This is a genomic window from Pseudomonas sp. A125 (assembly GCF_055409485.1).
In genome coordinates, this window is record NZ_JBUZVP010000021.1 from 26,251 (window position 1) to 49,192 (window position 22,942).

The following is a 22,942-nucleotide window of genomic DNA, read 5'->3' on the forward strand; positions in this document are numbered from 1 at the left end:
ATGAAATTAAACACCCTGAGCCTTCTCGGCCTGGCCTTGTGTGCAAGCCTGGCCCATGCCGACGCCACCCTCGACAAGATCCAGCAACGCCACGCCATCAGCGTCGGCGTGATTCTCAGCGGCCCGCCATTTGGCACCCTCGACCCCAAGACCGGCGAACACCTGGGCTACAACGTCGAACTGGCGAAAGGCCTCGGCCAGGCGCTGGGGGTGGAAACCAAAACCGTCTCGGTGCTGGCGCCCAACCGTGTGCAGTTCCTGCAACAAGGCAAGGTCGACGTGCTGATCGCCAACATGCAGTACACCGACGAGCGCGCCGAGATACTCGACTACGTGCCCACGCCCTATGAAGAAGTCGGCGGCGCGGCGTTGATCCGCAAAGGCGCTGGCATCACCCAGTGGGCCGACCTCAAGGACAAGCCGGTGTGCGTGTCCCAGGGCAGCAACTTCATCAAGCCGTTGCAGGAAACCTACGGCGCGCAGATCAAGGCGTTCCGCAGCCAGTCCGAATCCTTGCTGTCGTTGCGCGGCAATGGCTGCGTGGCGGCGGTGCACGTCAGCCCGACCATGCACGCACTGCTCGGCGATGCCGAATGGTCCGGCTACGAAATTCCGTTGCCGGGGGATTTGATCCCGTCCAAATCCGTGATCTGGATCCGCAAGGGCGAGCACGACACCCAGGCCAAGCTCGACGCCATTGTGCGCGACTGGCATCGCAGCGGCTGGTTGATTGCCTTGGGCGAACGTACCGGCATGCCGCCATCCCAAGCCCTGCGTGATTTGCACGAGCAATACAGCCATGAGTGAACCGCTATTTGCCACCCTGCAACAACTGCTCGGCGCCGCCCATGTGCAGCGCAGTGAAGAGGCCGCCCAGTACCTCACCGACAAACAGGGCCGCTACACCGGCCGGGTGATCGCCGTGGTGCACCCGGCCAATACCGAAGAAGTCGCCGCCGTGGTACGTGCGTGCGTGGCGCTGGAGGCACCCATTGTCGTGCAGGGCGGCAACACTGGCCTGATGGCAGGCGCCACGCCGGATGCCAGCGGGCGTGCGGTATTGCTGTTGCTCGACCGTATGAACCGGGTGCGTGTGATCGATACCGACAACGACACCTTGACTGTCGAGGCCGGCTGCATCCTGCAAAATATCCAGGACGTGGCCCGTGAAGCCGGCCGCCTGTTTGCGTTGAGCCTCGGCGCCGAGGGCAGCTGCACGATTGGCGGCAACCTGGGCACCAATGCCGGCGGTACTGCCGTACTGCGTTATGGCAACACCCGCGAGCTGACCCTGGGCCTGGAAGTGGTGACCGCCGAAGGCGAAATCTGGAACGGCCTGCGCGGTTTGCGCAAGGACAATACCGGCTACGACCTGCGGGATTTGTACGTCGGCAGTGAAGGCACCCTCGGCATTATCACCGCCGCCACCCTCAAGTTGTTCCCGCTGCCCAAGGCCCAGGCCACCGCGTTGCTGGCCTTTGACGAGCTGGCCCAGGCAGTGGCGTTCCTGTCCCACGCCCGCGCCGGTTTTGGCGCGAACCTCACCGCTTTCGAATTGCTCAGTGCCGATTGCCTGGCCTTATTGCGCGAGCAGTTTCCCGAAGGCCCGCAACCGTTCCTGAAGGCGCGCCAGCCCTGGTTTGCCTTGCTTGAACTGTCGGATAACCACGGCGAAACCCACGCCCGCGAAGCGTTTGAAACCGTTCTCGGTGAAGCCTTCGAACAGTCATTGCTGGCTGACGCACTGATCGCTGAAAGCCTGGCGCAAAGCGAAGCCCTGTGGCTGCTGCGCGAAAACATGAGCGAGGCGCAGAAACGCGCCGGGCGCAATATGAAGCACGATATCTCGGTGCCCATCTCACAAGTTGTCGCCTTTGTGGCCCATACCGATGCGCTGTTGCAGGCGCATTTCCCCGGGGTGCGCAACTTCACGTTCGGGCACCTGGGGGACGGCAACCTGCATTACAACGTCGCCCACCCGCACGGGGTAACGGTGGATGAACACATGCGCAACTACGCCGAACTGAGCCTGCTGGTACACGACAGCGCCCACGCCCACGGCGGCTCGATCAGCGCCGAGCACGGGATTGGCCAGCGCAAGGTCAGCCTGCTGGGCCGCTACAAAAGCCCGGTGGAACTGGACCTGATGCGCCGCATCAAGCGTGCCCTCGACCCGAAAAACCTGCTCAATCCCGGCAAAGTCCTCGAGGTGCAGCCATGACCGTTCGCCTGTCCCAGCGGGTGCAGCGTGTGTCGCTGTCGGCCAACGCCGCCGCCAAATCCCGCGCCACCGAACTGCGTGACGCCGGCCGCGACATTCTCGACCTGACCACCGGCGAGCCGGATTTCGACACGCCCGACCACATCAAGCAAGCCGCCTACGCCGCCATCGCCGCGGGCGCCACCAAATACACGCCGACACCTGGCGTAAAAGCCTTGCGCGTTGCGGTGCAACGCAAGTTGGCCGAAGAAAACCACTTGGACTATTCGCTGCCCAACATCGTGATCGCCAACGGCGCAAAACAAATCATCTTCAATGCCTTCGCTGCCACCCTGGATGAGGGTGATCAAGTGCTGGTGCCGACGCCGTACTGGCCGTCGTTCCCCGACAGCGTGCGGTTCAATGGTGGTGAGCCGGTGTTTATCGAGTGCGGGCTGGAGCAGGGCTGCAAGCTGCTGCCGGTTCAACTGGAGCAGCACATCAATGAGCGCACGCGCTGGCTGATCCTTAATGGCCCGGGCAACCCGAGTGGCGCGGTCTATAGCGAGGCTGAACTGCAGGCGCTGGCCGAGGTGCTGCGTCGGCATCCCCAGGTGCTGGTGCTGCTGGATGAACTCTACGAACACATTCGCTTCGACGGTCGCCCGGCCCAGAGCCTGCTGAACGTTGCGCCGGATCTGCAGGACCGTTGCCTGTTGGTGGGTGGCGTGTCCAAGACCTACGCCATGACCGGCTGGCGCATCGGTTTCGGCGCCGGGCCGCAAACCCTGACCAGCGCCATGGCCGTGGTGCAATCGCAATCGACCTCCGGTGCGTCTTCCGTCGGGCAAGCTGCCGCGCTGGCCGCGTTCACTGGCGGGCTGGGCTTTTTGGCCGAGCAGGTGGCGGCCTACCAACTGCGCCGCGACCTGTTGATGATGGCCCTCGGCACCGTCGACGGCCTGGAAGTGCTCGAACCCCAGGGCGGCTTTTTCGTGTTTGTGCGCTGCGCCGGTTTGCTCGGCCGTTATCGCCCGGACGGACAGCAGTTGAAGGATGATGGTGACGTGGTGGCTTATTTGCTGGAGGAGGGCGTGGCCGGAGTAGCCGGCAGTGCCTACGGCCTGTCGCCGTGGTTTCGCCTGTCCATCGCCACGGCGACCGACAGCGTGGCCGAGGCCGGGCGCCGTATCGCCGTCGCCTGCGGCAAACTGCGGGGCGCCGAATGAGTCATTGGCTGGAGATTTTTGTGCACTGGGCCGCGGGTATCGGCCTGAACTACAGCTTCCTGCTGGATGCCTATCAGCGCGGCACCCTGGAGCAGGGCGCGCTGACCACCGTGCTGTTGTGCCTGTTCACCATCGTCGGCAGTTTGTTGGCGGGGATCAGCCTGGCGGCGCTGCTGACTTCGGGCAACCCATGGCTGGCCAAACCGGCGCGGGTGTTTATCGAAGTCACCCGCAACACCCCGACGCTGGTGCAGCTGTACTGCGCGTTCCTGGTACTGAACATGCTGCTGACCCAAGCAGTCGGCGCCGCCAACCCGCTGACACCGTTTGCCTGGGTAGTGATCGTGATCTCGCTGCACAAAGGCGCGTTCCATGCCGAAGCCCTGCGCGCCGGCATCGAGGCGGTACCTGCGGTGACGCTTGAAGCCGCCAGTTCCCTGGCCTTTAGCAGCCGGCAATTGTTGTGGAATGTGCAACTGCCCTTGGCCCTGCGCTTTGCCTTGCCGTCGCTGATCAACAACCTGATCGACCTGGTGAAAATGACTGCCGTGGCCTCGGCCATTGCCGTGGGCGATATCACCTACGCGTCCATCATGATCTGGACCCAGAGCGACAACGTGCTGGAGCTGATGATTTTGATCCTGAGCTTTTTCGGTTTGCTGAGTTTTACCGTCAATTGTGTGGGGCGCTGGCTGGAAGCGCGCCTGAGGATGCCCGGCTATGGCCATTGATTCATTCCCGGTGCTGTCAGCGTTGCTGCAATGGTCGCCGGCGCTGGTCAGCGGTTTCGGCCAGAACATCCTCATCAGCCTGGTGGCGATTGCCCTTGGCTCGCTGCTGGGGCTGATGGTGGGCGCGTTGGCCCTGTCGCCACTGCGCCTGCTGCGCTTGCCGGCACGCATCTGGGTGCAGGTTTTTCGCAACGCGCCGTGGCTGGTGCTGATCTATTTCACCACCTACGTGTTCCCGTTCGAGATCCATATCGGCAGCAGCTACGTGTCGTTCCCGGACTGGGTCAAGGTGACCATTGGCCTGGCGTTGCCGGCCAGCGCCAACGTGGCCGAGATCTTTCGCGGCGCCATCGCCTCGATCCCCAGCACCCAGTGGGAAGCCGCGCGGTCACTGGCGTTCACCCGAGGCCAGATCTTCCGCTCGATCATCCTGCCGCAGTGCTTCAAGCGCATGTTGCCGCCGTGGATGAACCTCTACGCGGTGGTCACCATGGGCACCGCGCTGGCCTCGCTGGTGGGCGTGCATGACGTGATCGACACCGCGCAGATCGCCAGCAACACCGTGAACATGACCGGCTTTACGGTGGTGATCTACCTGAGCCTGCTGGTGCTGTTCTTTGCCTATTGCTACCCGATTTCCCGTTTGACCCAACGCCTGGAGCGCCGTTATGCCTTCTATTGAACCCCTGGTCAGCCTGCGGGACTTGCAGCTGTCGTTCGGTGAAAACCGGGTGCTCAAGGGCATCGACCTCGACGTGCATCGCGGCCAGGCGGTGTCGATCATCGGCCCGTCCGGCTCGGGCAAGTCGACCATCCTGCGTTGCATCACCGGGCTGTTGCAGCCCCAGCGCGGGACCATCCGCGTGGGCCAAACCCGGGTCGATACGCTGACCCAGGAAGCCCAGCGCATCGAGTTGCGCAAGCGCGTCGGCTTTGTGTTCCAGCAATACAACCTGTTCCCGCATTTGTCGGTGCTGGAAAACCTGGTGATCGCCCCGCGCAAGGTGCTCGGCCGCAGCCGCGCCGACGCCGAGAAAGACGCGCGGGCGCTGTTGGCCAAGGTGCGCATGGAGCACAAGGCCGATGCCTATCCCGGCCAACTGTCCGGCGGCCAACAGCAGCGCGTGGCGATTGCCCGGGCGTTGGCGATGCGCCCGGAACTGATTCTGTTCGATGAAGTGACCTCGGCCCTGGACCCGGAAACCGTCGGTGAAGTACTGACGGTGATTCGCGAACTGACCGAAGAGGGCATGACCTGCGTGCTGGTGACCCACGAAATGCGCTTCGCCGAAGAGATCAGCGACATCGTCTACTTCACCGAAAACGGCGTGATTGTCGAACACGGCAGTGCCGAGCAGATCTTCCAGCGCCCTACCAGTGAGCGCACCCAGGAATTCCTACGCCATGCCTTGGGTGATCCCGGCCGTCGCCCGCCGATCGCCAGCGATCCGTACCTGCTGACCAACCTTAGCCGTTACACCCTGTCTGTCTAACAAGAGGAACCTCGTCATGAGTACCGCAAACCGTGCCGCCGTTATCGAAGAGTTTCTGCAGCAGATCCGCGTCATCAACCAGCGCGGCGTAGACCGCGCGGCCCTGGTGGAAATCGTCGGCCTGCTGGAAACCCTGGCCCAGCGCCGGGACCTGTTCAACTTCACCGAATTCCCCGCGCCGGTGCCGGGGCAGGGCAGCACCGCCTTCCGCTATCGCCTGAACGACGATGGCGACACGCCGACCCTGTACCTGAACTCGTTGCTGCCGGGCAAAAGCACCATCCCCCACAACCATGAAACCTGGGCGATCATCAGTGCCGTAGAAGGCCAGGAAATCAACTATGTGTATGGCCGCAAAGATGAAGGGCGTGATGCCGGTTTCACCACTCTGACGCTTGAGAAGGAAGTCATCGTACAGCCGGGCACCTCCATTTCATTCCTCGGTGAAGACCTGCACGGGATTCGCGTTGAGGGTGAGCAGGCGACCTTGCACTTCCACCTGTACGGCTTGCCGCTGGAATCCCTCAATGGCCGTTACGGCGTTGAAGCAGACGGGCGGATCCTCAACTACAACGCCTCGCAGATGGCCCCGTCGATCAAGGCCTACGCCTGAATACGCTACTCACGTGTGGTGAAAATCGCTCTATGTGGGAGCTGGCTTGCCTGCGATTGCATCGACGCGGTTTACCTGATTCACCGCATCGCCTGCGTCGCAGGCAAGCCAGCTCCCACATTGGTCCGCGTTCATCCAGGGGTTTTTATGATTGATCTGTATTACTGGCCCACCGGCAACGGCCTGAAAGTCGGCATCCTGCTTGAAGAGCTGGAGGCGCAGTACCGCCTGATTCCCGTGAACATCCGCGAAGGCGCGCAGAAGCAGGAAAGCTTCCAGCGCATCAGCGCCAACGGCCGGATTCCGGCGATTGTTGACCACAGCCTTGAAGTGCCCCTGAGCCTGTTCGAATCCGGGGCGATCCTGAATTACCTGGCCGACCAGGCCGGGCGCTTCCTGCCGCCCGCCGGCAGCGCCGAGCGCCAGAAGGTTCAGGAATGGCTGTTTTGGCAGGTGGGGCACATCACCCCGTACCTTAGCCAGTTGCAACTGTTCAAGGAAAAGGCCCCGGAACCGATTCCCTTCGCCCTGGACCTGCTGAACGCCGAAGCCACGCGCCTGTATCGGGTGCTGGAGCAGCGCCTGGCCGAAGTGCCGTATGTGGCGGGCGAATATTCGGTGGCCGACATGGCGATCTTCCCGTGGATCCAGCCCCTGCGTCAGGGCCAGGACCTGGCGGGCTACCCGAACATCCAGGCCTGGCGCCAGCGTATCAAGGCGCGCCCGGCGGTCCAGCGGGCCTACGCCAAGGGCCGTGAAGTGGCCGCCGGCGAGCGTTCGTTGGCCTTGCAGTAACCCATCTCTTTTTTTGCGGGACTTTCATGAGCCAGACCATCACACCCGGGCAATTGCAACAATGGCTGTTCGACGGCCAGGAAATCGCCCTGTTCGACGTACGCGAGCACGGCCAGTACGGCGAGGCCCACTTGTTCCACGGGGTAAACCTGCCCTATAGCCGCCTGGAGCTTGAGGTGCAGCGCCTGGCACCGAATCCTCAGGTGCGCCTGGTGATTTACGACCAGGACGGCGGTGATGTGGCGGCGCGCACGGCGTTGCGCTTGCAGGCGTTGGGCTTCCGCCATGTGCATGTGCTGGAAGGTGGCGCGCACGGTTGGCAGGCAGCCGGCCTGCAACTGTTTGCCGGGGTGCATGTGCCGTCAAAAGCCTTTGGCGAGTTGGTGGAAGAGGCCAGCCATACGCCGCATGTCACCGCGCAGCAATTGGCGGACTGGCAGGCCACGGGCGAGCCATTGGTGGTGCTGGACGGCAGGCCGTTCGATGAATACCGCAAGATGACCATACCCGGTTCCATCTGCTGCCCCAACGGTGAGTTGGGCTACCGCGTGCACGACCTGGTGCCGGATGAGACGACGCCCATCGTGGTCAACTGCGCCGGTCGTACCCGCAGCATTATTGGTGCCCAAACGCTGATCAACCTCGGCGTGAAAAACCCGGTTTATGCGCTGGAAAACGGTACTCAGGGTTGGTACCTGGCCGATTTCAAACTGGAGCATGGCAGTACCCGGCGTTATGCCGATCAGGTCTCGACAGGCCTGGGCCAACAGCGCGAGGCTGCCCGGCAACTGGCGGCGCGGGCAGGGGTGGTCGCTGTCAAGGCGGATCAGGTTCGGCAATGGGCGGCTGATGCGGCCCGCAGCCTGTTCCTGTGTGATGTGCGTACCGCTGAAGAGTTTGCCGCCGGCAGTTTGCCGGGGGCGCAACACACGCCGGGCGGGCAGTTGGTTCAGTCGACCGACCTGTACATCGGCGTGCGTCAGGCGCGGGTGGTGCTGGTGGACAGCGACGGCGTGCGTGCGCCGATTGTCGCCAGTTGGCTGCGGCAATTGGGGCATGAGGCGTATGTGCTGGAGGGTGGCATCCACAGTGGTCTGGCGTTGCCGGTCAAGCAGGGTGTGCCGTTCAAGGCGTTGCCAGAGATCTCGGTGCAGGCGTTGGCCGATGCACTGAAAGACGACGCCGTGGACTTGGTGGACCTGCGTTCGAGCATGGTCCATCGCAAGGGCCGGATTGCCGGTTCGCGTTGGTCGATTCGTTCGCTGTTGACCGCCAATGCGCGCCCTTTGGTGCTGCTGGCCGATGACCCGGCACTGGCCGCTTTTGCCGCGCAGGATTTGGGTGAAGGCGTGCGCTTGCTCGACGGCGGGTATGCAGCCTGGGTCGCAGCCGGTTTGCCGGTGATCGAGGATGCACAAACGCCACCGGATAACCTGTGCATCGACTTCCTGTTCTTCACGCATGACCGCCACAGCGGCAACAAGGACGCCGCCCGCCAGTACCTGGCCTGGGAAATCGGCCTGTTGGCGCAGATGAGCGCAGCGGAAATCGCCAGCCTCAAACCCTTGCTGCCGGCATCACGCGTGCGCACCCGGCTGATTCATGCCGCGCGTACTGAAGGCGGCAGCGGCGGCCGGGCGGTCAACGTACCCGTTACCCGCCTGAGCACCGTGCTGTTCGACAACCTGGCGCAGATGCGCGACGCCCGTTCCCGGCGCGACAGCGAGCGCGTCTTGAGTTACGGCGCACGCGGCAATCCCACGGGGTTTGCCCTGGAAGACCTGGTCACCGAACTGGAAGGCGGCTATCGCACCCGGTTGTATGGCACGGGCCTGGCCGCAGCGGCGCAGACCTTCCTGGCCTACCTGCGGCCCGGCGACCATGTGCTGATCACCGATGCGGTGTATTCGCCGGTGCGCAAGCTGGCGCGCGAATTCCTCCAGCCATTCGGCATCGAAGTGAGTTACTTCAGCCCGGACGGCAGTGGCCTGGAAGCGCATCTGCAAACCAACACCAAAATGGTCTATGCCGAAGTACCGGGTTCGCTGCTATATGAACTGTGCGACCTCCCGGCGATTGCCGCACTGTGCAAGCCACGTGGCATCTTGCTGGCGGTGGACAACACCTGGGGCTCGGCGTACCTGTACCGACCGCTGGCGTTGGGTGCCGATATCTCGATAATGGCCCTGACCAAATACCTCGGTGGCCACAGCGATGTGATGATGGGCAGCGTCTGCACCACTGAAGCGGCATGGCCGGCGCTGGCAAGGATGAGCGACACGTTTGGCAATGCCGTCAGTGCCGATGACGCCTACCTGATCCTGCGTGGCGCGCGCACCCTGGCTTCGCGGCTGGACGTGCATGAGCGCCAGGCGCTGTCGATCGCCCAATGGTTGCAGGCGCAGCCGCAGGTCAAGCGGGTGTTCCATCCGGCGCTGGCAGACCATCCTGGCCATGCGCTGTGGAAGCGTGACTTCAGCGGCAGTAACGGTTTGCTGTCATTTGAGCTGAACAGTGCGGATGCCGGTTACGTCGAGCGGTTTATCGACGGCTTGCAGTTGTTTGGCCTGGGCGCATCCTGGGGCGGTTATGAAAGCCTGGTGACCCTGGCAGAGACGCAGGATCGCGAGAGTGCCGCCGACCGTGGGTTGAACCCTGTGGTGCGCCTGCATGTGGGATTGGAGGATGTGGCTGCGTTGGTCGAGGACTTGCAGCGCGGGTTCGTGGCGGCGGGGCGTTAGGCCTGCGGTCATGACAATTTGCGTCTGACCATAGGTGCCAATCGAACTTTGTGTTTAACTTCGGCACCTGAAATTCGTTTCACTACCACCACTAGAAGGATTCCGTTCATGGCTCAAGTTACCCTCCGTGGCAACCCTGTCCAGGTCGAAGGCGAGTTGCCACAAGTCGGCGCCAAGGCGCCAGACTTCACCCTGACTGCCGGCGATCTGTCTGACGCAACCCTGGCGACCTTTGCCGGCAAGCGCAAAGTGCTGAACATCTTCCCAAGCGTTGATACCCCGACTTGCGCCACGTCGGTTCGCAAGTTCAACACCCAGGTCAATGACGTGGCCAACACCGTGGTGTTGTGCATCTCCACAGACCTGCCATTCGCCCAGGCGCGCTTCTGCGGCGCCGAAGGCCTGGAAAACGTGAAGAACCTGTCGGACTTCCGTGAGGCAGCATTCGCGGTCGACTACGGTGTAGCGATTGCCAGCGGCCCGCTCAAAGGCCTGACCGCCCGCGCCGTCGTAGTGCTGGATGAAAACGACAACGTGCTGCACAGCGAACTGGTCAGCGAAATCGGCCAAGAGCCAAACTACGAGGCAGCCCTGGCTGTCTTGAAGTAACTGTAACTACGCGTGACTGTCGTTTTGCAGTAACACGTGTGATGCATGATTGCGGCCTGGCCTAGTCCAGGCCGTTTTTATTTGTGCTTCAGATGTTTAGCCAGATAGCCAATGGACTAAGCAAAGAAGTTAAAAGTTGTAATCCAAGGTAAATAGCCGGTAAAGGCGCTTCTCTTAACGCGCTCCAGTGCTTATCTTTCAGCCTCCCAAAGAAGAAGCTCTCGCGCCCAATGGTTGATCACTCCATGCAATCCACCCCTCGTCACTCCCGTCGCTGGCTGTTCGGCCTGCTCGTGCTGCTGGTTATTGCCGGCCTGTGCTGGAAATTCTGGCCCGGCAGCCATAAAGACAGCGCCGAGAAGAAGCCCGCCGGGCATGCTGGCAAATCGGGCATGATGCGCCCGGGCTTTGGTGGTTCTACCGGCCCGGTGCCGGTGCGCGTGGCGCCCGCGGTGTTGGGTGAGTTCCCGGTCTACTACAAGGCGTTGGGCACGGTCACGGCATTGAACACCATCAACGTTCGCAGCCGGGTAGGCGGCGAACTGGTCAAGATCGCCTTTGAAGAAGGGCAGATGGTCAAGGCCGGCGATCTGCTGGCGGAAATCGACCCGCGCAGCTACCAGAATGCCTTGCTCCAGGCCCAGGGCACGTTGCTGCAAAACCAGGCCCAGCTGAAAAACGCCCAGGTCGACGTGCAGCGTTATCGCGACCTGTATGCGCAAGACAGTATCGCCAAGCAAACCCTGGACACCGCCGAAGCGCTGGTGTTGCAGTACCAGGGCACGGTCAAGACCAACCAGGGCGCGGTGGATGACGCCAAGCTCAACCTCGAATTCACCAAAATCCGCGCCCCGATCACCGGGCGTGTCGGCCTGCGTCAGGTGGACGTGGGTAACCTTGTGGCCGCCAACGACACCACCTTCCTGGCGGTGATCACCCAGACCCAACCCATCAGCGTGGCTTTCACGCTGCCGGAAAACACCCTCGAAACCGTGCTGGCGCGTTATCACGCCGGTAACAAGCTGCCGGCAGAAGCCTGGGACCGTGGCGATGTGGCGTTGAAGGCCACTGGCGTGCTGCAAAGCCTGGACAACCAGATCGACGTCACCACCGGCACCCTGAAGTTCAAGGCGCGGTTCGATAACAAGGACCAGGCGCTGTTCCCCAACCAATTCGTGAATGTGCACCTGCTGGCCGACACCCTGCATAACGTGGTGCTGGCGCCTTCGGCGGCGATTCAGTTCGGCAACACCGGCACCTTTGTCTACGTGCTCGACGGCGACAAGAAGGTCAAGGTACGTGCGCTGGTGATCGGTGATTCCGACGGCGACAACACCGTGATCAAGGATGGCCTGGCCGCCGGCGACCGCGTGGTGCTCGAAGGCACCGACCGGCTGAAGGACGGCAGTGAAATCGAAGTGGTCAACGACAGCACGCAAGTGCCCACCACCCCGACCGAACACCTTCAGGGCCAGCCGGCAGCCAAGGCGCAGCAAGGTCCGGCAGACGCCGGCAAGGCGCAAAAGGGCGGCAAATGAATCTCTCGCGGCTGTTCATCCTTCGCCCGGTAGCCACCACCCTGAGCATGCTGGCCATTGTCTTGGCCGGTGCCATCGCCTATCGCCTGCTGCCGGTCTCGGCCTTGCCCCAGGTGGACTACCCGACCATCCGCGTGATGACCCTGTACCCCGGCGCCAGCCCGGACGTGATGACCAGCGCGGTAACGGCGCCCCTGGAGCGTCAGTTCGGGCAAATGCCCGGCCTGACCCAGATGGCGTCCACCAGCTCCGGCGGCGCCTCGGTGCTGACCCTGCGTTTCAACCTCGACATCAACATGGATGTCGCCGAGCAACAGGTGCAGGCCGCGATCAACGCCGCCACCAACCTGTTGCCCAAGGACTTGCCGGCGCCGCCGGTGTACAACAAGGTCAACCCGGCGGACACCCCGGTACTCACCCTGGCCATCACCTCCAAGACCATGCTGCTGCCCAAGCTCAATGACCTGGTCGACACGCGCATGGCACAGAAAATCGCTCAGATCAGTGGCGTGGGCATGGTCAGTATCGCTGGTGGCCAGCGCCAGGCGGTGCGGATCAAGGTCAACCCCGAGGCCCTGGCGGCCAACGGCCTGAACCTGTCGGATGTGCGCACGCTGATCGCCGCGTCCAACGTCAACCAGCCCAAAGGCAACTTCGACGGCCCCACGCGGGTGTCGATGCTCGACGCCAACGACCAGTTGGTCTCGCCCAAGGAATACGCCGAACTGATCCTTGCCTACAACAATGGCGCGCCGTTGCGGCTCAAGGATGTGGCACAGATTGTCGACGGCGCCGAGAACGAGCGCCTCGCGGCCTGGGCCAATGAAAACCAGGCGGTACTGCTGAACATCCAGCGCCAGCCCGGGGCCAACGTCATCGAGGTGGTGGACCGGATCAAGGCATTGTTGCCGAGCATCACCGACAACCTGCCGGCGGGCCTGGAGGTGACGGTGCTCACCGACCGTACCCAGACCATCCGTGCCTCGGTCAAGGACGTGCAACACGAATTGCTGATCGCCATCGCCCTGGTGGTGATGGTGACGTTCCTGTTCCTGCGCCGTTTCAGCGCCACTCTCATTCCTTCTGTCGCGGTGCCACTGTCCCTGGTGGGTACCTTTGGGGTGATGTACCTCGCCGGTTTTTCCATTAATAACCTGACCCTGATGGCCCTGACCATCGCCACCGGTTTTGTGGTGGATGACGCCATCGTGATGCTGGAGAACATCTCCCGCTATATCGAGGAAGGCGAGACGCCCATGGCGGCGGCGCTCAAGGGCGCGAAGCAGATTGGCTTCACCCTGATTTCCCTGACACTGTCGCTGATTGCGGTATTGATCCCGCTGCTGTTCATGGCCGACGTGGTCGGGCGCTTGTTCCGTGAATTTGCCATCACCCTGGCGGTGGCGATCCTGATTTCCCTGGTGGTGTCCCTCACACTTACGCCGATGATGTGCGCGCGTTTGCTCAAACGCGAACCGAAGGAAGAAGAACAGGGCCGTTTCTACAAGGCCAGCGGTGCCTGGATCGACTGGCTGGTCGCGGCCTACGGGCGCAAGTTGCAGTGGGTGCTCAAGCACCAGCCGCTGACCCTGCTGGTGGCCATTGCCACCCTGGGCCTGACCGTGGTGCTGTACCTGGCGGTGCCCAAGGGCTTCTTCCCGGTGCAGGACACCGGCGTGATCCAGGGCATTTCCGAAGCGCCGCAGTCGATCTCTTTCGCGGCCATGAGCCAGCGCCAGCAGGAACTCGCGAAGATCATCCTCCAAGACCCGGCGGTAGAGAGCCTGTCGTCCTATATCGGGGTGGACGGGGATAACGCTACCCTCAACAGCGGCCGGTTGCTGATCAACCTCAAGCCCCACGGCGAACGGGACCTGAGCGCGGCGCAGATCATCACGCGCCTGCAACCGCAACTGGACAAGCTGGTGGGTATCCGCCTGTTCATGCAGCCGGTGCAGGACCTGACCATCGAAGACCGCGTCAGCCGCACCCAGTACCAGTTCAGCATGTCTTCGCCGGACGCCGAGCTGCTGGCGCTGTGGAGCGACAAGCTGGTGCATGCCCTCAGCCAGGTGCCGGAACTCTCCGACGTCGCCAGCGACCTGCAGGACAAAGGCCTGCAGGTGTACCTGGTGATCGACCGCGACGCAGCATCGCGCCTTGGCGTGTCGGTTTCCACCATCACCGATGCGCTGTATGACGCGTTCGGCCAGCGGCAGATTTCCACCATCTACACCCAGGCCAGCCAGTACCGCGTGGTGTTGCAGGCCCAGTCCGGCGAAACCCTCGGCCCGGCCGCCCTGAACCAGATCCACGTGAAAACCACCGACGGCGGCCAGGTCCGGCTGTCGAGCCTGGCCCATGTGGAGCAGCGCCAGGCGCAGTTGGCAATCGCGCATATCGGCCAGTTCCCGGCGGTGATGATGTCGTTCAACCTGGCCCCCGGCGTGGCCTTGGGCAAAGGCGTGGAGCTGATCAACCAAGCCCAGAAAGACATTGGCATGCCCGTGGGTGTGCAGACCCAGTTCCAGGGCGCGGCCCAGGCGTTCGAGGCTTCGCTGTCGAGCACCTTGCTGCTGATTTTGGCGGCGGTGGTGACCATGTACATCGTGCTGGGGGTGCTCTACGAGAGCTATATCCACCCGATCACCATTCTCTCGACCTTGCCGTCGGCGGCGGTGGGGGCCTTGCTGGCCTTGCTGCTCAGTGGCAATGACCTGGGGATGATCGCGATTATTGGCATCATCCTGTTGATCGGCATCGTGAAGAAGAACGCGATCATGATGATCGACTTCGCCCTCGACGCAGAACGCAACCAGGGCCTGGACCCGCAAACCGCGATCTACCAAGCGGCGCTGTTGCGGTTCCGGCCGATCCTGATGACCACCCTGGCGGCGCTGTTCGGTGCCGTGCCGTTGATGCTCGCCACCGGTTCTGGCGCCGAATTGCGCCAGCCGCTGGGCCTGGTGATGGTCGGCGGGTTGCTGGTAAGCCAGGTGTTGACGCTGTTTACCACACCGGTGATCTACCTGTATTTCGACCGCCTGGGGCGGCGCTGGCGCAAAGAGCCGGTGCGCCTGGAGCCGGTTGATTCATGAACCTGTCCGGACCGTTCATTCGCCGGCCGGTAGCGACCATGCTACTGAGCCTGGCGATTATGTTGCTGGGTGGCGTGGCGTTCAACTTGCTGCCGGTGTCGCCGCTACCGCAGATCAACTTCCCGGTGATCGTGGTATCGGCGAGCCTGCCCGGGGCCAGTCCCGAGGTCATGGCCTCCACGGTGGCAACGCCGCTGGAGCGATCTTTCGGGGCGATTTCCGGCATCACCACCATGAGCAGTTCCTCGAGCCAGGGCTCCACACGGGTGATTCTGGCGTTCGACTCCGACCGCGACATCAACGGCGCCGCGCGGGAAGTGCAGGCAGCCATCAATGCCTCGCGCAACCTGCTGCCCAGCGGCATGCGCAGCATGCCCACCTATAAAAAGATCAACCCGTCGCAGGCGCCGATCATGGTGCTGTCGCTGACCTCGGACGTGCTGCCCAAGGGCCAGCTATACGACCTGGCCTCGACCATCCTGTCGCAAAGCCTGTCCCAGGTGCCGGGCGTGGGTGAAGTACAGATCGGCGGCAGCTCCTTGCCCGCCGTGCGTATCGAGCTTGAACCCAAGGCCCTCGACCAGTACGGCGTGGCCCTGGACGATGTGCGCAACACCATCGCCAATGCCAACGTGCGCCGCCCCAAGGGCTCGCTGGAAGACAGCCAGCGCAACTGGCAGATCCAGGCCAACGACCAGTTGGAAAAAGCCAAGGACTACGAACCGCTGCTGATTCGCTACCAGAATGGCGCGGCCCTGCGCCTGGGCGACGTGGCCAGGATCAGCGACGGGGTGGAGGACCGCTACAACAGCGGCTTCTTCAACAATGATTCGGCGGTGCTGCTGGTGATCAACCGTCAGTCCGACGCCAACATCATCGAGACGGTTAAACAGATCAAGGCCCAGTTGCCGGCATTGCAGGCGGTGCTGCCGTCCAGCGTCAAGCTGAACCTGGCCATGGACCGCTCCCCGGTGATTACCGCCACATTGCATGAAGCCGAGATGACCCTGCTGATTGCCGTGGCCCTGGTGATCCTGGTGGTGTACCTGTTCCTCGGTAACTTCCGCGCTTCGTTGATTCCTACCCTGGCGGTGCCGGTGTCGCTGGTGGGCACGTTTGCGGTGATGTACCTGTTCGGCTTTTCGCTGAACAACCTGTCGCTGATGGCGCTGATCCTCGCCACCGGCCTGGTGGTGGACGATGCCATCGTGGTGCTGGAGAACATCTCCCGGCATATCGACGACGGCGTGTCGCCGATGAAAGCTGCGTACCTGGGCGCCAAGGAAGTCGGCTTTACCTTGCTGTCGATGAACGTGTCGCTGGTGGCAGTGTTCCTCTCCATCCTGTTCATGGGTGGGATCGTCACCAGTTTGTTCCGCGAATTTTCGATCACTCTGGCGGCGTCCATTATCGTCTCGCTGGTGGTGTCGCTGACCCTTACCCCAATGCTCTGCGCCCGCTGGCTCAAGCCCCATGTCCCGGGGCAGGAAACCGGTTTGCAGCGCTGGAGCGAGAAGGTCCACGCACGCATGGTTGCCGGCTACGCCCGCAGCCTCGACTGGGTACTGCGCCATCGGCGCCTGACCCTGTTCAGCCTGTTGGTCACCATTGGGGTCAACGTAGCGCTGTATGTGGTGGTGCCGAAAACCTTCATGCCCCAGCAGGACACCGGCCAGTTGATCGGTTTTGTGCGCGGTGATGACGGATTGTCGTTTGGCGTGATGCAGCCGAAGATGGAAATCTTCCGCCAAGCAGTACTCAAGGACCCCGCGGTACTGAGCGTGGCGGGCTTTATCGGCGGCAACAACGGTACTAATAATGCGGTGATGCTGGTGCGGCTCAAACCCATCAGCGAGCGCAAGATTTCTGCGCAGGGGGTGATCGAGCGGTTGCGTAAAGATGTGCCGCTGGTGCCGGGCGGGCGGCTGTTTTTGATGGCCGACCAGGACCTGCAGTTTGGTGGCAGCCGCGACCAGACCACTGCGCAGTACTCCTACATCCTGCAAAGCGGTGACCTCGCTGCCTTGCGCTTGTGGTACCCGAAAGTGGTCGCCGCCTTGCGCGAGTTGCCGGAGCTGACCGCTATCGACGCGCGTGAAGGCCGGGGCGCGGCGCAGGTAACCCTGATTGTCGACCGCGACCAGGCCAAGCGCCTGGGCATCGACATGAGCATGGTCACGGCGGTGCTGAACAACGCCTACAGCCAGCGCCAGATTTCCACCATTTATGACAGCCTCAACCAGTACCAGGTGGTGATGGAGGTCAACCCCAAATACGCCCAGGACCCGATTACCCTGAAGCAGATGCAAGTCATCACCGCGACAGGCGCACGGGTGCCGCTGTCGACCATTGCCCACTACGAAAACAGCCTGGCCGATGACACGGTTCGCCATGAAGGGCAATTCGCCTCGGAGAACATTGCGTTCGACATGTCCCCCGGTGTCACGGTAGAGCAGGGCACGGCCGCCATCGAACGGGCGATTGCCAAGGTGGGCTTGCCCGAAGATGTGATTGCGAAGATGTCCGGTACCGCCGACGCCTTCGCCGCGACCCAGAAAGGCCAACCGTTCATGATCCTTGGTGCGCTGGTGGCGGTATACCTGGTGCTGGGGATTCTGTACGAGAGCTACATTCACCCGCTGACCATCCTGTCGACCTTGCCGTCGGCAGGCGTCGGTGCGTTGTTGTCGATCTACGTGCTGGGCGGCGAGTTCAGCCTGATCTCGCTACTGGGGCTGTTCCTGTTGATCGGGGTGGTGAAGAAAAACGCGATCCTGATGATTGACCTGGCGCTGCAACTGGAGCGCCACGATGGCCTGAGCCCGCTGGAATCGATTCGCGCTGCGTGCCTGGTGCGCCTGCGGCCGATCCTGATGACCACCCTGGCGGCGATCCTTGGCGCCTTGCCGTTGCTACTGAGCACCGCCGAAGGTGCGGAAATGCGTCAGCCCCTGGGCCTGACGATCATCGGCGGCCTGATCGTCAGCCAGATCCTGACCCTCTACACCACACCTGTGGTTTACCTTTATCTCGACCGCCTGCGCCACCGTTTCAACGGCTGGCGCGGAGTGCGTACCGATGCTGCCCTGGACACTGCGCTATGACCGATTCAACGTTTCCCACCGTGCAACGTCTGGCCATGACTCGCGCGTCCAAGTTGTTGAGCCTGGCCCTGTGCGGCGTGATCCTCAGCGCCTGCGCGGTCGGCCCGGATTACCAGCGCCCCGAATTGGCCGAGCCGGCGCAGTACAAGCAAGCCCACGGCTGGCGCCAGGCGGCGCCGAGCGACTCGTTGGCCCGGGGGGCCTGGTGGGAGCTGTATGGCGACAAACAACTCAATGAGCTGGTAGAAAAACTCAACAGCTCCAACCAGACCGTGGCCCAGGCCGAAGCGCGTTATCGCCAGGCGGCATCGCAGGTGCGCAGTGCCCGCGGGGCGTTTTTCCCGACCGTCGACCTGAGCGCCGGGAAAACCCGTGCCAGCCAGGGCACCGGCAGCAGCAACGCCAGCCTGAGCAGCTCCAGCAGCGGTATTCGCGACACCTTGAACGCTCAGTTGGGTGTGAGTTGGGAAGCCGATATCTGGGGCAAATTACGCCGGGGCCTGGAAGCCAATGAAGCCAGCGCCGAAGCCAGCGCCGCAGACCTTGCGGCAATGCGCCTGAGCCAGCAGTCGGAACTCGTGCAGGATTACCTGCAATTGCGGGTCATGGACGAGCAAACCCGCTTGCTGCAAGCCACGGTGGACACCTACCAGCGCTCGCTGCAAATGACGCAGAACCAATACCGCGCCGGTGTCTCGGGCAAGGACGCGATTGCCCAGGCCCAGACCCAGCTGAAAAGCACCCAGGCCAGCATGATCGACCTGATCTGGCAGCGGGCGCAGCTGGAGAACGCGATTGCCGTGCTGACCGGTATACCGCCGGCCAACTTCAACCTGGCCGTGAGCCAGGACATTCCGGCGCTGCCGCAGATTCCGGTGAGCCTGCCGTCGCAACTGTTGGAGCGTCGCCCGGATATCTCCCAGGCAGAGCGCTCGGTGATCGCGGCCAATGCCAACATCGGCGTGGCCAAGACCGCCTACTACCCGGACCTGACCTTGAGCCTGGCCGGCGGCTATTCCAGCAGCACCTACGCCGACTGGATCAGCCTGCCGAACCGCTTCTGGTCGGTGGGGCCGAAACTCGCCATGACCCTGTTTGACGGCGGCCAGCGCTCGGCGGAAGTCGACCGCGCCGAAGCGTCCTACGACGAAACCGTGGCGAAGTACCGCCAGACCGTGCTCGACGGTTTTCGCGAAGTGGAAAACTACATGGTGCAGCTCAAGGTCCTGGAAGACGAGGCGGTTGTCAGTAACGAGGCCCTCGAAGCTGCCCGGGAATCCCTGCGCCTGACCCAGAACCAGTACAAGGCCGGCCTGATCGCTTATCTTGATGTGGTCACCGTGCAAGCGACGGCTCTAAGCAACGAGCGTACGGTACTGACCCTGCTGCAAACCCGGCTGGTTGCCAGCGTGCAACTGATCGCCGCACTGGGCGGTGGTTGGGATGGGCAGATGCAACTGAGCGACAAAAAGTAAGCAGCGCTCGCGCAGGTGTATCCCCTTGTGTGGGAGCAGCTTACTGTGGTGAACGAGCCTACTGTGGTGAGCGAGCCTACTGTGGTGATCGGGCTTACTGTGGTGAATGAGCTTACTGTGGTGAGCGGGCTTGCCCCGCGCTGGGCTGCGAAGCGGCCCCAATCCCATTCACCCAGTTCGCGCTAAAGCCCCCAACCCCCAACCCCCAAATCCCCCTGTTTGAACCCGCCTCGCAACCCAACGCTGGTCAAGCCCGCTCACCACAATTTGAATGATGGTCATACGACAATATTTCAGGTGTACAAGAATTATTCTCGCTACAATCCCTGACTTTTTAGCCCGGCCCAGATGCCGTTCGGCCCATTGGTCACGAGACTCTCCATGCTCACCGGTAGTTATTCCCCCGCCCTGGTCCTGATTTCCCTGTTTGTCGCGATCCTTGCGTCCTACACCGCGCTGGATATGACCGGGCGCATTGCCACGGCCAAAGGCCGCGCTGTCTACCTGTGGATGGGCGGTGGCGCGTTGGCAATGGGCGTGGGCATCTGGTCGATGCATTTTATCGGCATGCTCGCCTTTCGCCTGCCCATCAGCCTGGGCTATGACATCGGCATCACCCTGCTGTCATTGCTGATCGCGGTCCTTTCCAGCGGTTTTGCGTTGTGGCTTGTCAGTCAGCCGCGCTTGCCAGCGTGGCAGTTGGCGTTTGGCGCTTTGATCATGGGCGCCGGCATCAGCGCCATGCACTACACCGGCATGGCCGCGATGCGCATGACCCCCGGTATCGACTACGACCCCACACTGTTTACTGCCTCCTTGTTGATTGCCGTGGGTGCCTCGGCGGCGGCCTTGTGGATCGCTTTCAACCTGCGGCGCAACACGCCTTACGTACGCCTGGCCCGGGGTGGTGCGGCGGTGGTGATGGGCGTGGCAATAGTTGGCATGCACTACACCGGCATGGCCGCGGCGCGTTTTGCAGACGGTAGCTTTTGCGGCGCCGCCTTGACGGGCCTCAGCGGCAAAGGCCTGGATAACCTGGTGCTGGTCACCACCCTCGCGGTGTTGATCATCGCGTTGCTCACCTCGCTGGCCGATGCGCGTCTTGAGGCGCGCACCGCAGTGCTGGCAGACTCGCTGACCCAGGCCAACCAGGAACTCACCCACCTGGCCCTGCACGATATGCTCACCGGCTTGCCCAACCGCACCTTGCTCGCCGACCGGATTCAACAGGCCATACAGCGGGTGAACGAGGAGGGTGGGTGCTTTGCGCTGATGTTTATCGACCTGGACGGCTTCAAACCCGTCAACGATGCCTTCGGCCACCACATGGGCGACCAACTGTTGCAGCAGGTTGGCCTGCGCCTGCGGGAAGACTTGCGCAGCCAGGACACCCTGGCGCGAATCGGCGGCGACGAGTTTGTCTTGCTGGTTCAACTGACCCAGCCTGACGATGCGCTGCGCCTGGCCGAGCGCCAGGTAGGTTTGATCAATCGGTCTTTTCAGGTCACCGAGCATGAACTGAAAATTTCCGCGAGCATTGGTATCGCGCTGTTTCCCGGCAACGGCGCCACTCCCCAGGAACTGCTGATGAACGCCGATGCGGCGATGTATCACGCCAAGGGCATGGGCAAGAACGGCTACAGCTTTTTCGATGTGTCGATGAACACCAACGCGCGCAAGCAATTGCAACTGCTGCAGGACCTGCGCAACGCCCTGGAGCAGGAACAGTTCAGGCTCTATTACCAGCCCAAGTTCGATGCCATCAGCGGCCGCCCGGTGGGGGCCGAAGCGCTGCTGCGCTGGGAGCACCCGCAACAAGGGTTGTTGCTGCCGGACAAGTTTATCGAACTGGCGGAAAAGACCGGCTTGATCATCCCCATCGGCGACTGGGTACTCAATGAAGCCTGCCGCCAGATGCAGGTGTGGTACGCCCAGGGCTATCAAGACTGGCGCATCGCGGTGAATCTGTCGGCGTTGCAGTTCTGCCACGCCGGGTTGGTGAATAGCGTTGCCAATGCCCTGGAGCGCCACTGCTTGCCGGCCAACAGCCTGACTCTGGAAATCACCGAGACTACCGCCATGAGTGACGCTGACGCGAGCATGACGGTGCTGCAAAAGCTCTCGGACATGGGCGTCGACCTGTCCATCGACGACTTTGGAACCGGCTATTCGAGCCTGATGTACCTCAAGCGGCTGCCGGCCAATGAGCTGAAAATCGACCGGGGGTTTGTGCGTGACCTGGAGCACGACAGCGACGACGCCGCCATCGTCTCGGCCATTGTTGCCCTTGGCCAGGCCCTGGGCCTGCGCATTGTGGCCGAAGGGGTAGAGACCGACGTCCAGCAAAATTTCCTTACGCGCCTGGGCTGCGATTCGTTGCAAGGTTATCTGCTGGGGCATCCACTGCCCGCCGAGGGTTTCATGGCCGACATCCAGCGCGCCGAGCAAGTGGTGAGCGCGCATTCGATGATGTGAGCCAATGCAAAAGCTGTAGGGCGCAGGTAGTATTGGATCCATCAGCTCACGTTGAATCAGGAGACCGTACACATGGACAAAGTCGTCATCATCACCGGTGGCAGCCGTGGGATTGGCGCCGCCACGGCGTTGCTGGCCGCTGCCCAGGGCTATCGCATCTGCATCAATTACCAGGCCGATGAGGACGCGGCCCACCGGGTACTTGAGCAAGTGCGCGCCCTCGGCGCCCAGGCCATTGCAGTGCGGGCCGATGTCAGTATCGAAGACGAAGTGATCGGCCTGTTCCATCGGGTTGATACCGAGCTGGGCCGGGTGACGGCACTGGTCAACAACGCCGGGACCGTGGGGCACAAGTCGCGGGTCGATGAAATGTCCGAGTTCCGCATCCTCAAGACGCTCAAGACCAATGTGTTGGGGCCGATCCTGTGTGCCAAGCATGCGCTGCTGCGCATGTCGCCCAAACATGGCGGGCAGGGCGGCAGCATCGTCAACGTTTCGTCGGCCGCTGCACGTCTGGGGGCGCCGGGTGAATATGTGGATTACGCCGCGTCCAAGGGCGCGCTGGATACCTTCACCCTCGGGCTTTCCAAGGAAGTGGCGGGTGAGGGGGTTCGAGTCAATGGCGTACGGCCTGGCTTCATCTTCACCGACTTCCATGCTCTGAGCGGCGATCCTGACCGGGTCAGCAAGCTTGAGCCGGGCATTCCCATGGCCCGGGGCGGGCGCGCCGAAGAGGTCGCAGAAGGGATTATCTGGCTGCTGTCGGACAAGGCGTCCTACGCCACCGGAACCTTTATTGACTTGGCAGGCGGCCGTTAGACGTATCTGGTGTGTGGCGCGG

General features: G+C 62.5%; 16 protein-coding genes. All 16 read left to right on the top strand.

Annotated features, from left to right (window positions below; all coding sequences use genetic code 11):
* The 16 genes from ACZRN6_RS24925 to ACZRN6_RS25000 all read left to right on the top strand — a co-directional run bounded on the left by ACZRN6_RS24925 (position 1) and on the right by ACZRN6_RS25000 (position 22,920).
* Positions 1-807, top strand: a complete 807-nt coding sequence (locus ACZRN6_RS24925; protein ID WP_464009098.1) for a transporter substrate-binding domain-containing protein — start codon at positions 1-3, stop codon at positions 805-807.
* The gene (locus ACZRN6_RS24930; protein WP_464009099.1) at positions 800-2,221 is read left to right on the top strand and encodes an FAD-binding oxidoreductase; all 1,422 of its coding nucleotides are present in this window, start codon (positions 800-802) and stop codon (positions 2,219-2,221) included. The genes ACZRN6_RS24925 and ACZRN6_RS24930 overlap by 8 nt, the downstream gene beginning before the upstream one ends.
* Positions 2,218-3,429 (top strand): aminotransferase class I/II-fold pyridoxal phosphate-dependent enzyme, encoded by a 1,212-nt coding sequence (locus ACZRN6_RS24935; protein WP_464009100.1) that lies wholly within the window; start codon positions 2,218-2,220, stop codon positions 3,427-3,429. Before ACZRN6_RS24930 ends, ACZRN6_RS24935 begins: the two co-directional genes overlap by 4 nt.
* Complete coding sequence (locus tag ACZRN6_RS24940; RefSeq protein WP_322144894.1) at positions 3,426-4,160, top strand: amino acid ABC transporter permease; 735 nt, start codon at positions 3,426-3,428, stop codon at positions 4,158-4,160. Before ACZRN6_RS24935 ends, ACZRN6_RS24940 begins: the two co-directional genes overlap by 4 nt.
* The gene (locus ACZRN6_RS24945; protein ID WP_322144895.1) at positions 4,150-4,842 is read left to right on the top strand and encodes an amino acid ABC transporter permease; all 693 of its coding nucleotides are present in this window, start codon (positions 4,150-4,152) and stop codon (positions 4,840-4,842) included. The genes ACZRN6_RS24940 and ACZRN6_RS24945 overlap by 11 nt, the downstream gene beginning before the upstream one ends.
* The gene (locus ACZRN6_RS24950; protein ID WP_464009101.1) at positions 4,829-5,653 is read left to right on the top strand and encodes an amino acid ABC transporter ATP-binding protein; all 825 of its coding nucleotides are present in this window, start codon (positions 4,829-4,831) and stop codon (positions 5,651-5,653) included. The genes ACZRN6_RS24945 and ACZRN6_RS24950 overlap by 14 nt, the downstream gene beginning before the upstream one ends.
* A gap of 16 nt (positions 5,654-5,669) precedes the next feature.
* Positions 5,670-6,266, top strand: a complete 597-nt coding sequence (locus ACZRN6_RS24955; RefSeq protein ID WP_464009102.1) for a cysteine dioxygenase family protein — start codon at positions 5,670-5,672, stop codon at positions 6,264-6,266.
* A 147-nt stretch (positions 6,267-6,413) separates the two neighbouring features.
* Positions 6,414-7,061, top strand: a complete 648-nt coding sequence (locus ACZRN6_RS24960; protein ID WP_464009103.1) for a glutathione S-transferase family protein — start codon at positions 6,414-6,416, stop codon at positions 7,059-7,061.
* A 26-nt stretch (positions 7,062-7,087) separates the two neighbouring features.
* On the top strand, positions 7,088-9,802 hold the full coding sequence (gene metC / locus ACZRN6_RS24965) for a cystathionine beta-lyase (RefSeq protein ID WP_464009104.1): 2,715 nt from the start codon (positions 7,088-7,090) through the stop codon (positions 9,800-9,802).
* Between the two features lie 108 nt (positions 9,803-9,910).
* Complete coding sequence (gene tpx / locus ACZRN6_RS24970) at positions 9,911-10,411, top strand: thiol peroxidase (protein ID WP_322144900.1); 501 nt, start codon at positions 9,911-9,913, stop codon at positions 10,409-10,411.
* Positions 10,412-10,641: 230 nt separating this feature from the next.
* The gene (locus tag ACZRN6_RS24975) at positions 10,642-11,949 is read left to right on the top strand and encodes an MdtA/MuxA family multidrug efflux RND transporter periplasmic adaptor subunit (protein ID WP_322144901.1); all 1,308 of its coding nucleotides are present in this window, start codon (positions 10,642-10,644) and stop codon (positions 11,947-11,949) included.
* On the top strand, positions 11,946-15,047 hold the full coding sequence (locus ACZRN6_RS24980; RefSeq protein WP_464009105.1) for an MdtB/MuxB family multidrug efflux RND transporter permease subunit: 3,102 nt from the start codon (positions 11,946-11,948) through the stop codon (positions 15,045-15,047). Before ACZRN6_RS24975 ends, ACZRN6_RS24980 begins: the two co-directional genes overlap by 4 nt.
* The gene (locus ACZRN6_RS24985) at positions 15,044-18,151 is read left to right on the top strand and encodes an efflux RND transporter permease subunit (protein ID WP_464009106.1); all 3,108 of its coding nucleotides are present in this window, start codon (positions 15,044-15,046) and stop codon (positions 18,149-18,151) included. Before ACZRN6_RS24980 ends, ACZRN6_RS24985 begins: the two co-directional genes overlap by 4 nt.
* Complete coding sequence (locus ACZRN6_RS24990; protein WP_464009107.1) at positions 18,148-19,626, top strand: efflux transporter outer membrane subunit; 1,479 nt, start codon at positions 18,148-18,150, stop codon at positions 19,624-19,626. The genes ACZRN6_RS24985 and ACZRN6_RS24990 overlap by 4 nt, the downstream gene beginning before the upstream one ends.
* Before the next feature lie 381 nt (positions 19,627-20,007).
* Positions 20,008-22,101: a putative bifunctional diguanylate cyclase/phosphodiesterase gene (locus ACZRN6_RS24995; protein WP_464009108.1), complete on the top strand. Its 2,094-nt coding sequence runs from the start codon at positions 20,008-20,010 to the stop codon at positions 22,099-22,101.
* Between the two features lie 72 nt (positions 22,102-22,173).
* A complete protein-coding gene (locus ACZRN6_RS25000) occupies positions 22,174-22,920 on the top strand; it encodes an SDR family oxidoreductase (protein ID WP_322144906.1) in 747 nt (248 codons plus the stop codon).
* Positions 22,921-22,942 lie beyond the last annotated feature (22 nt).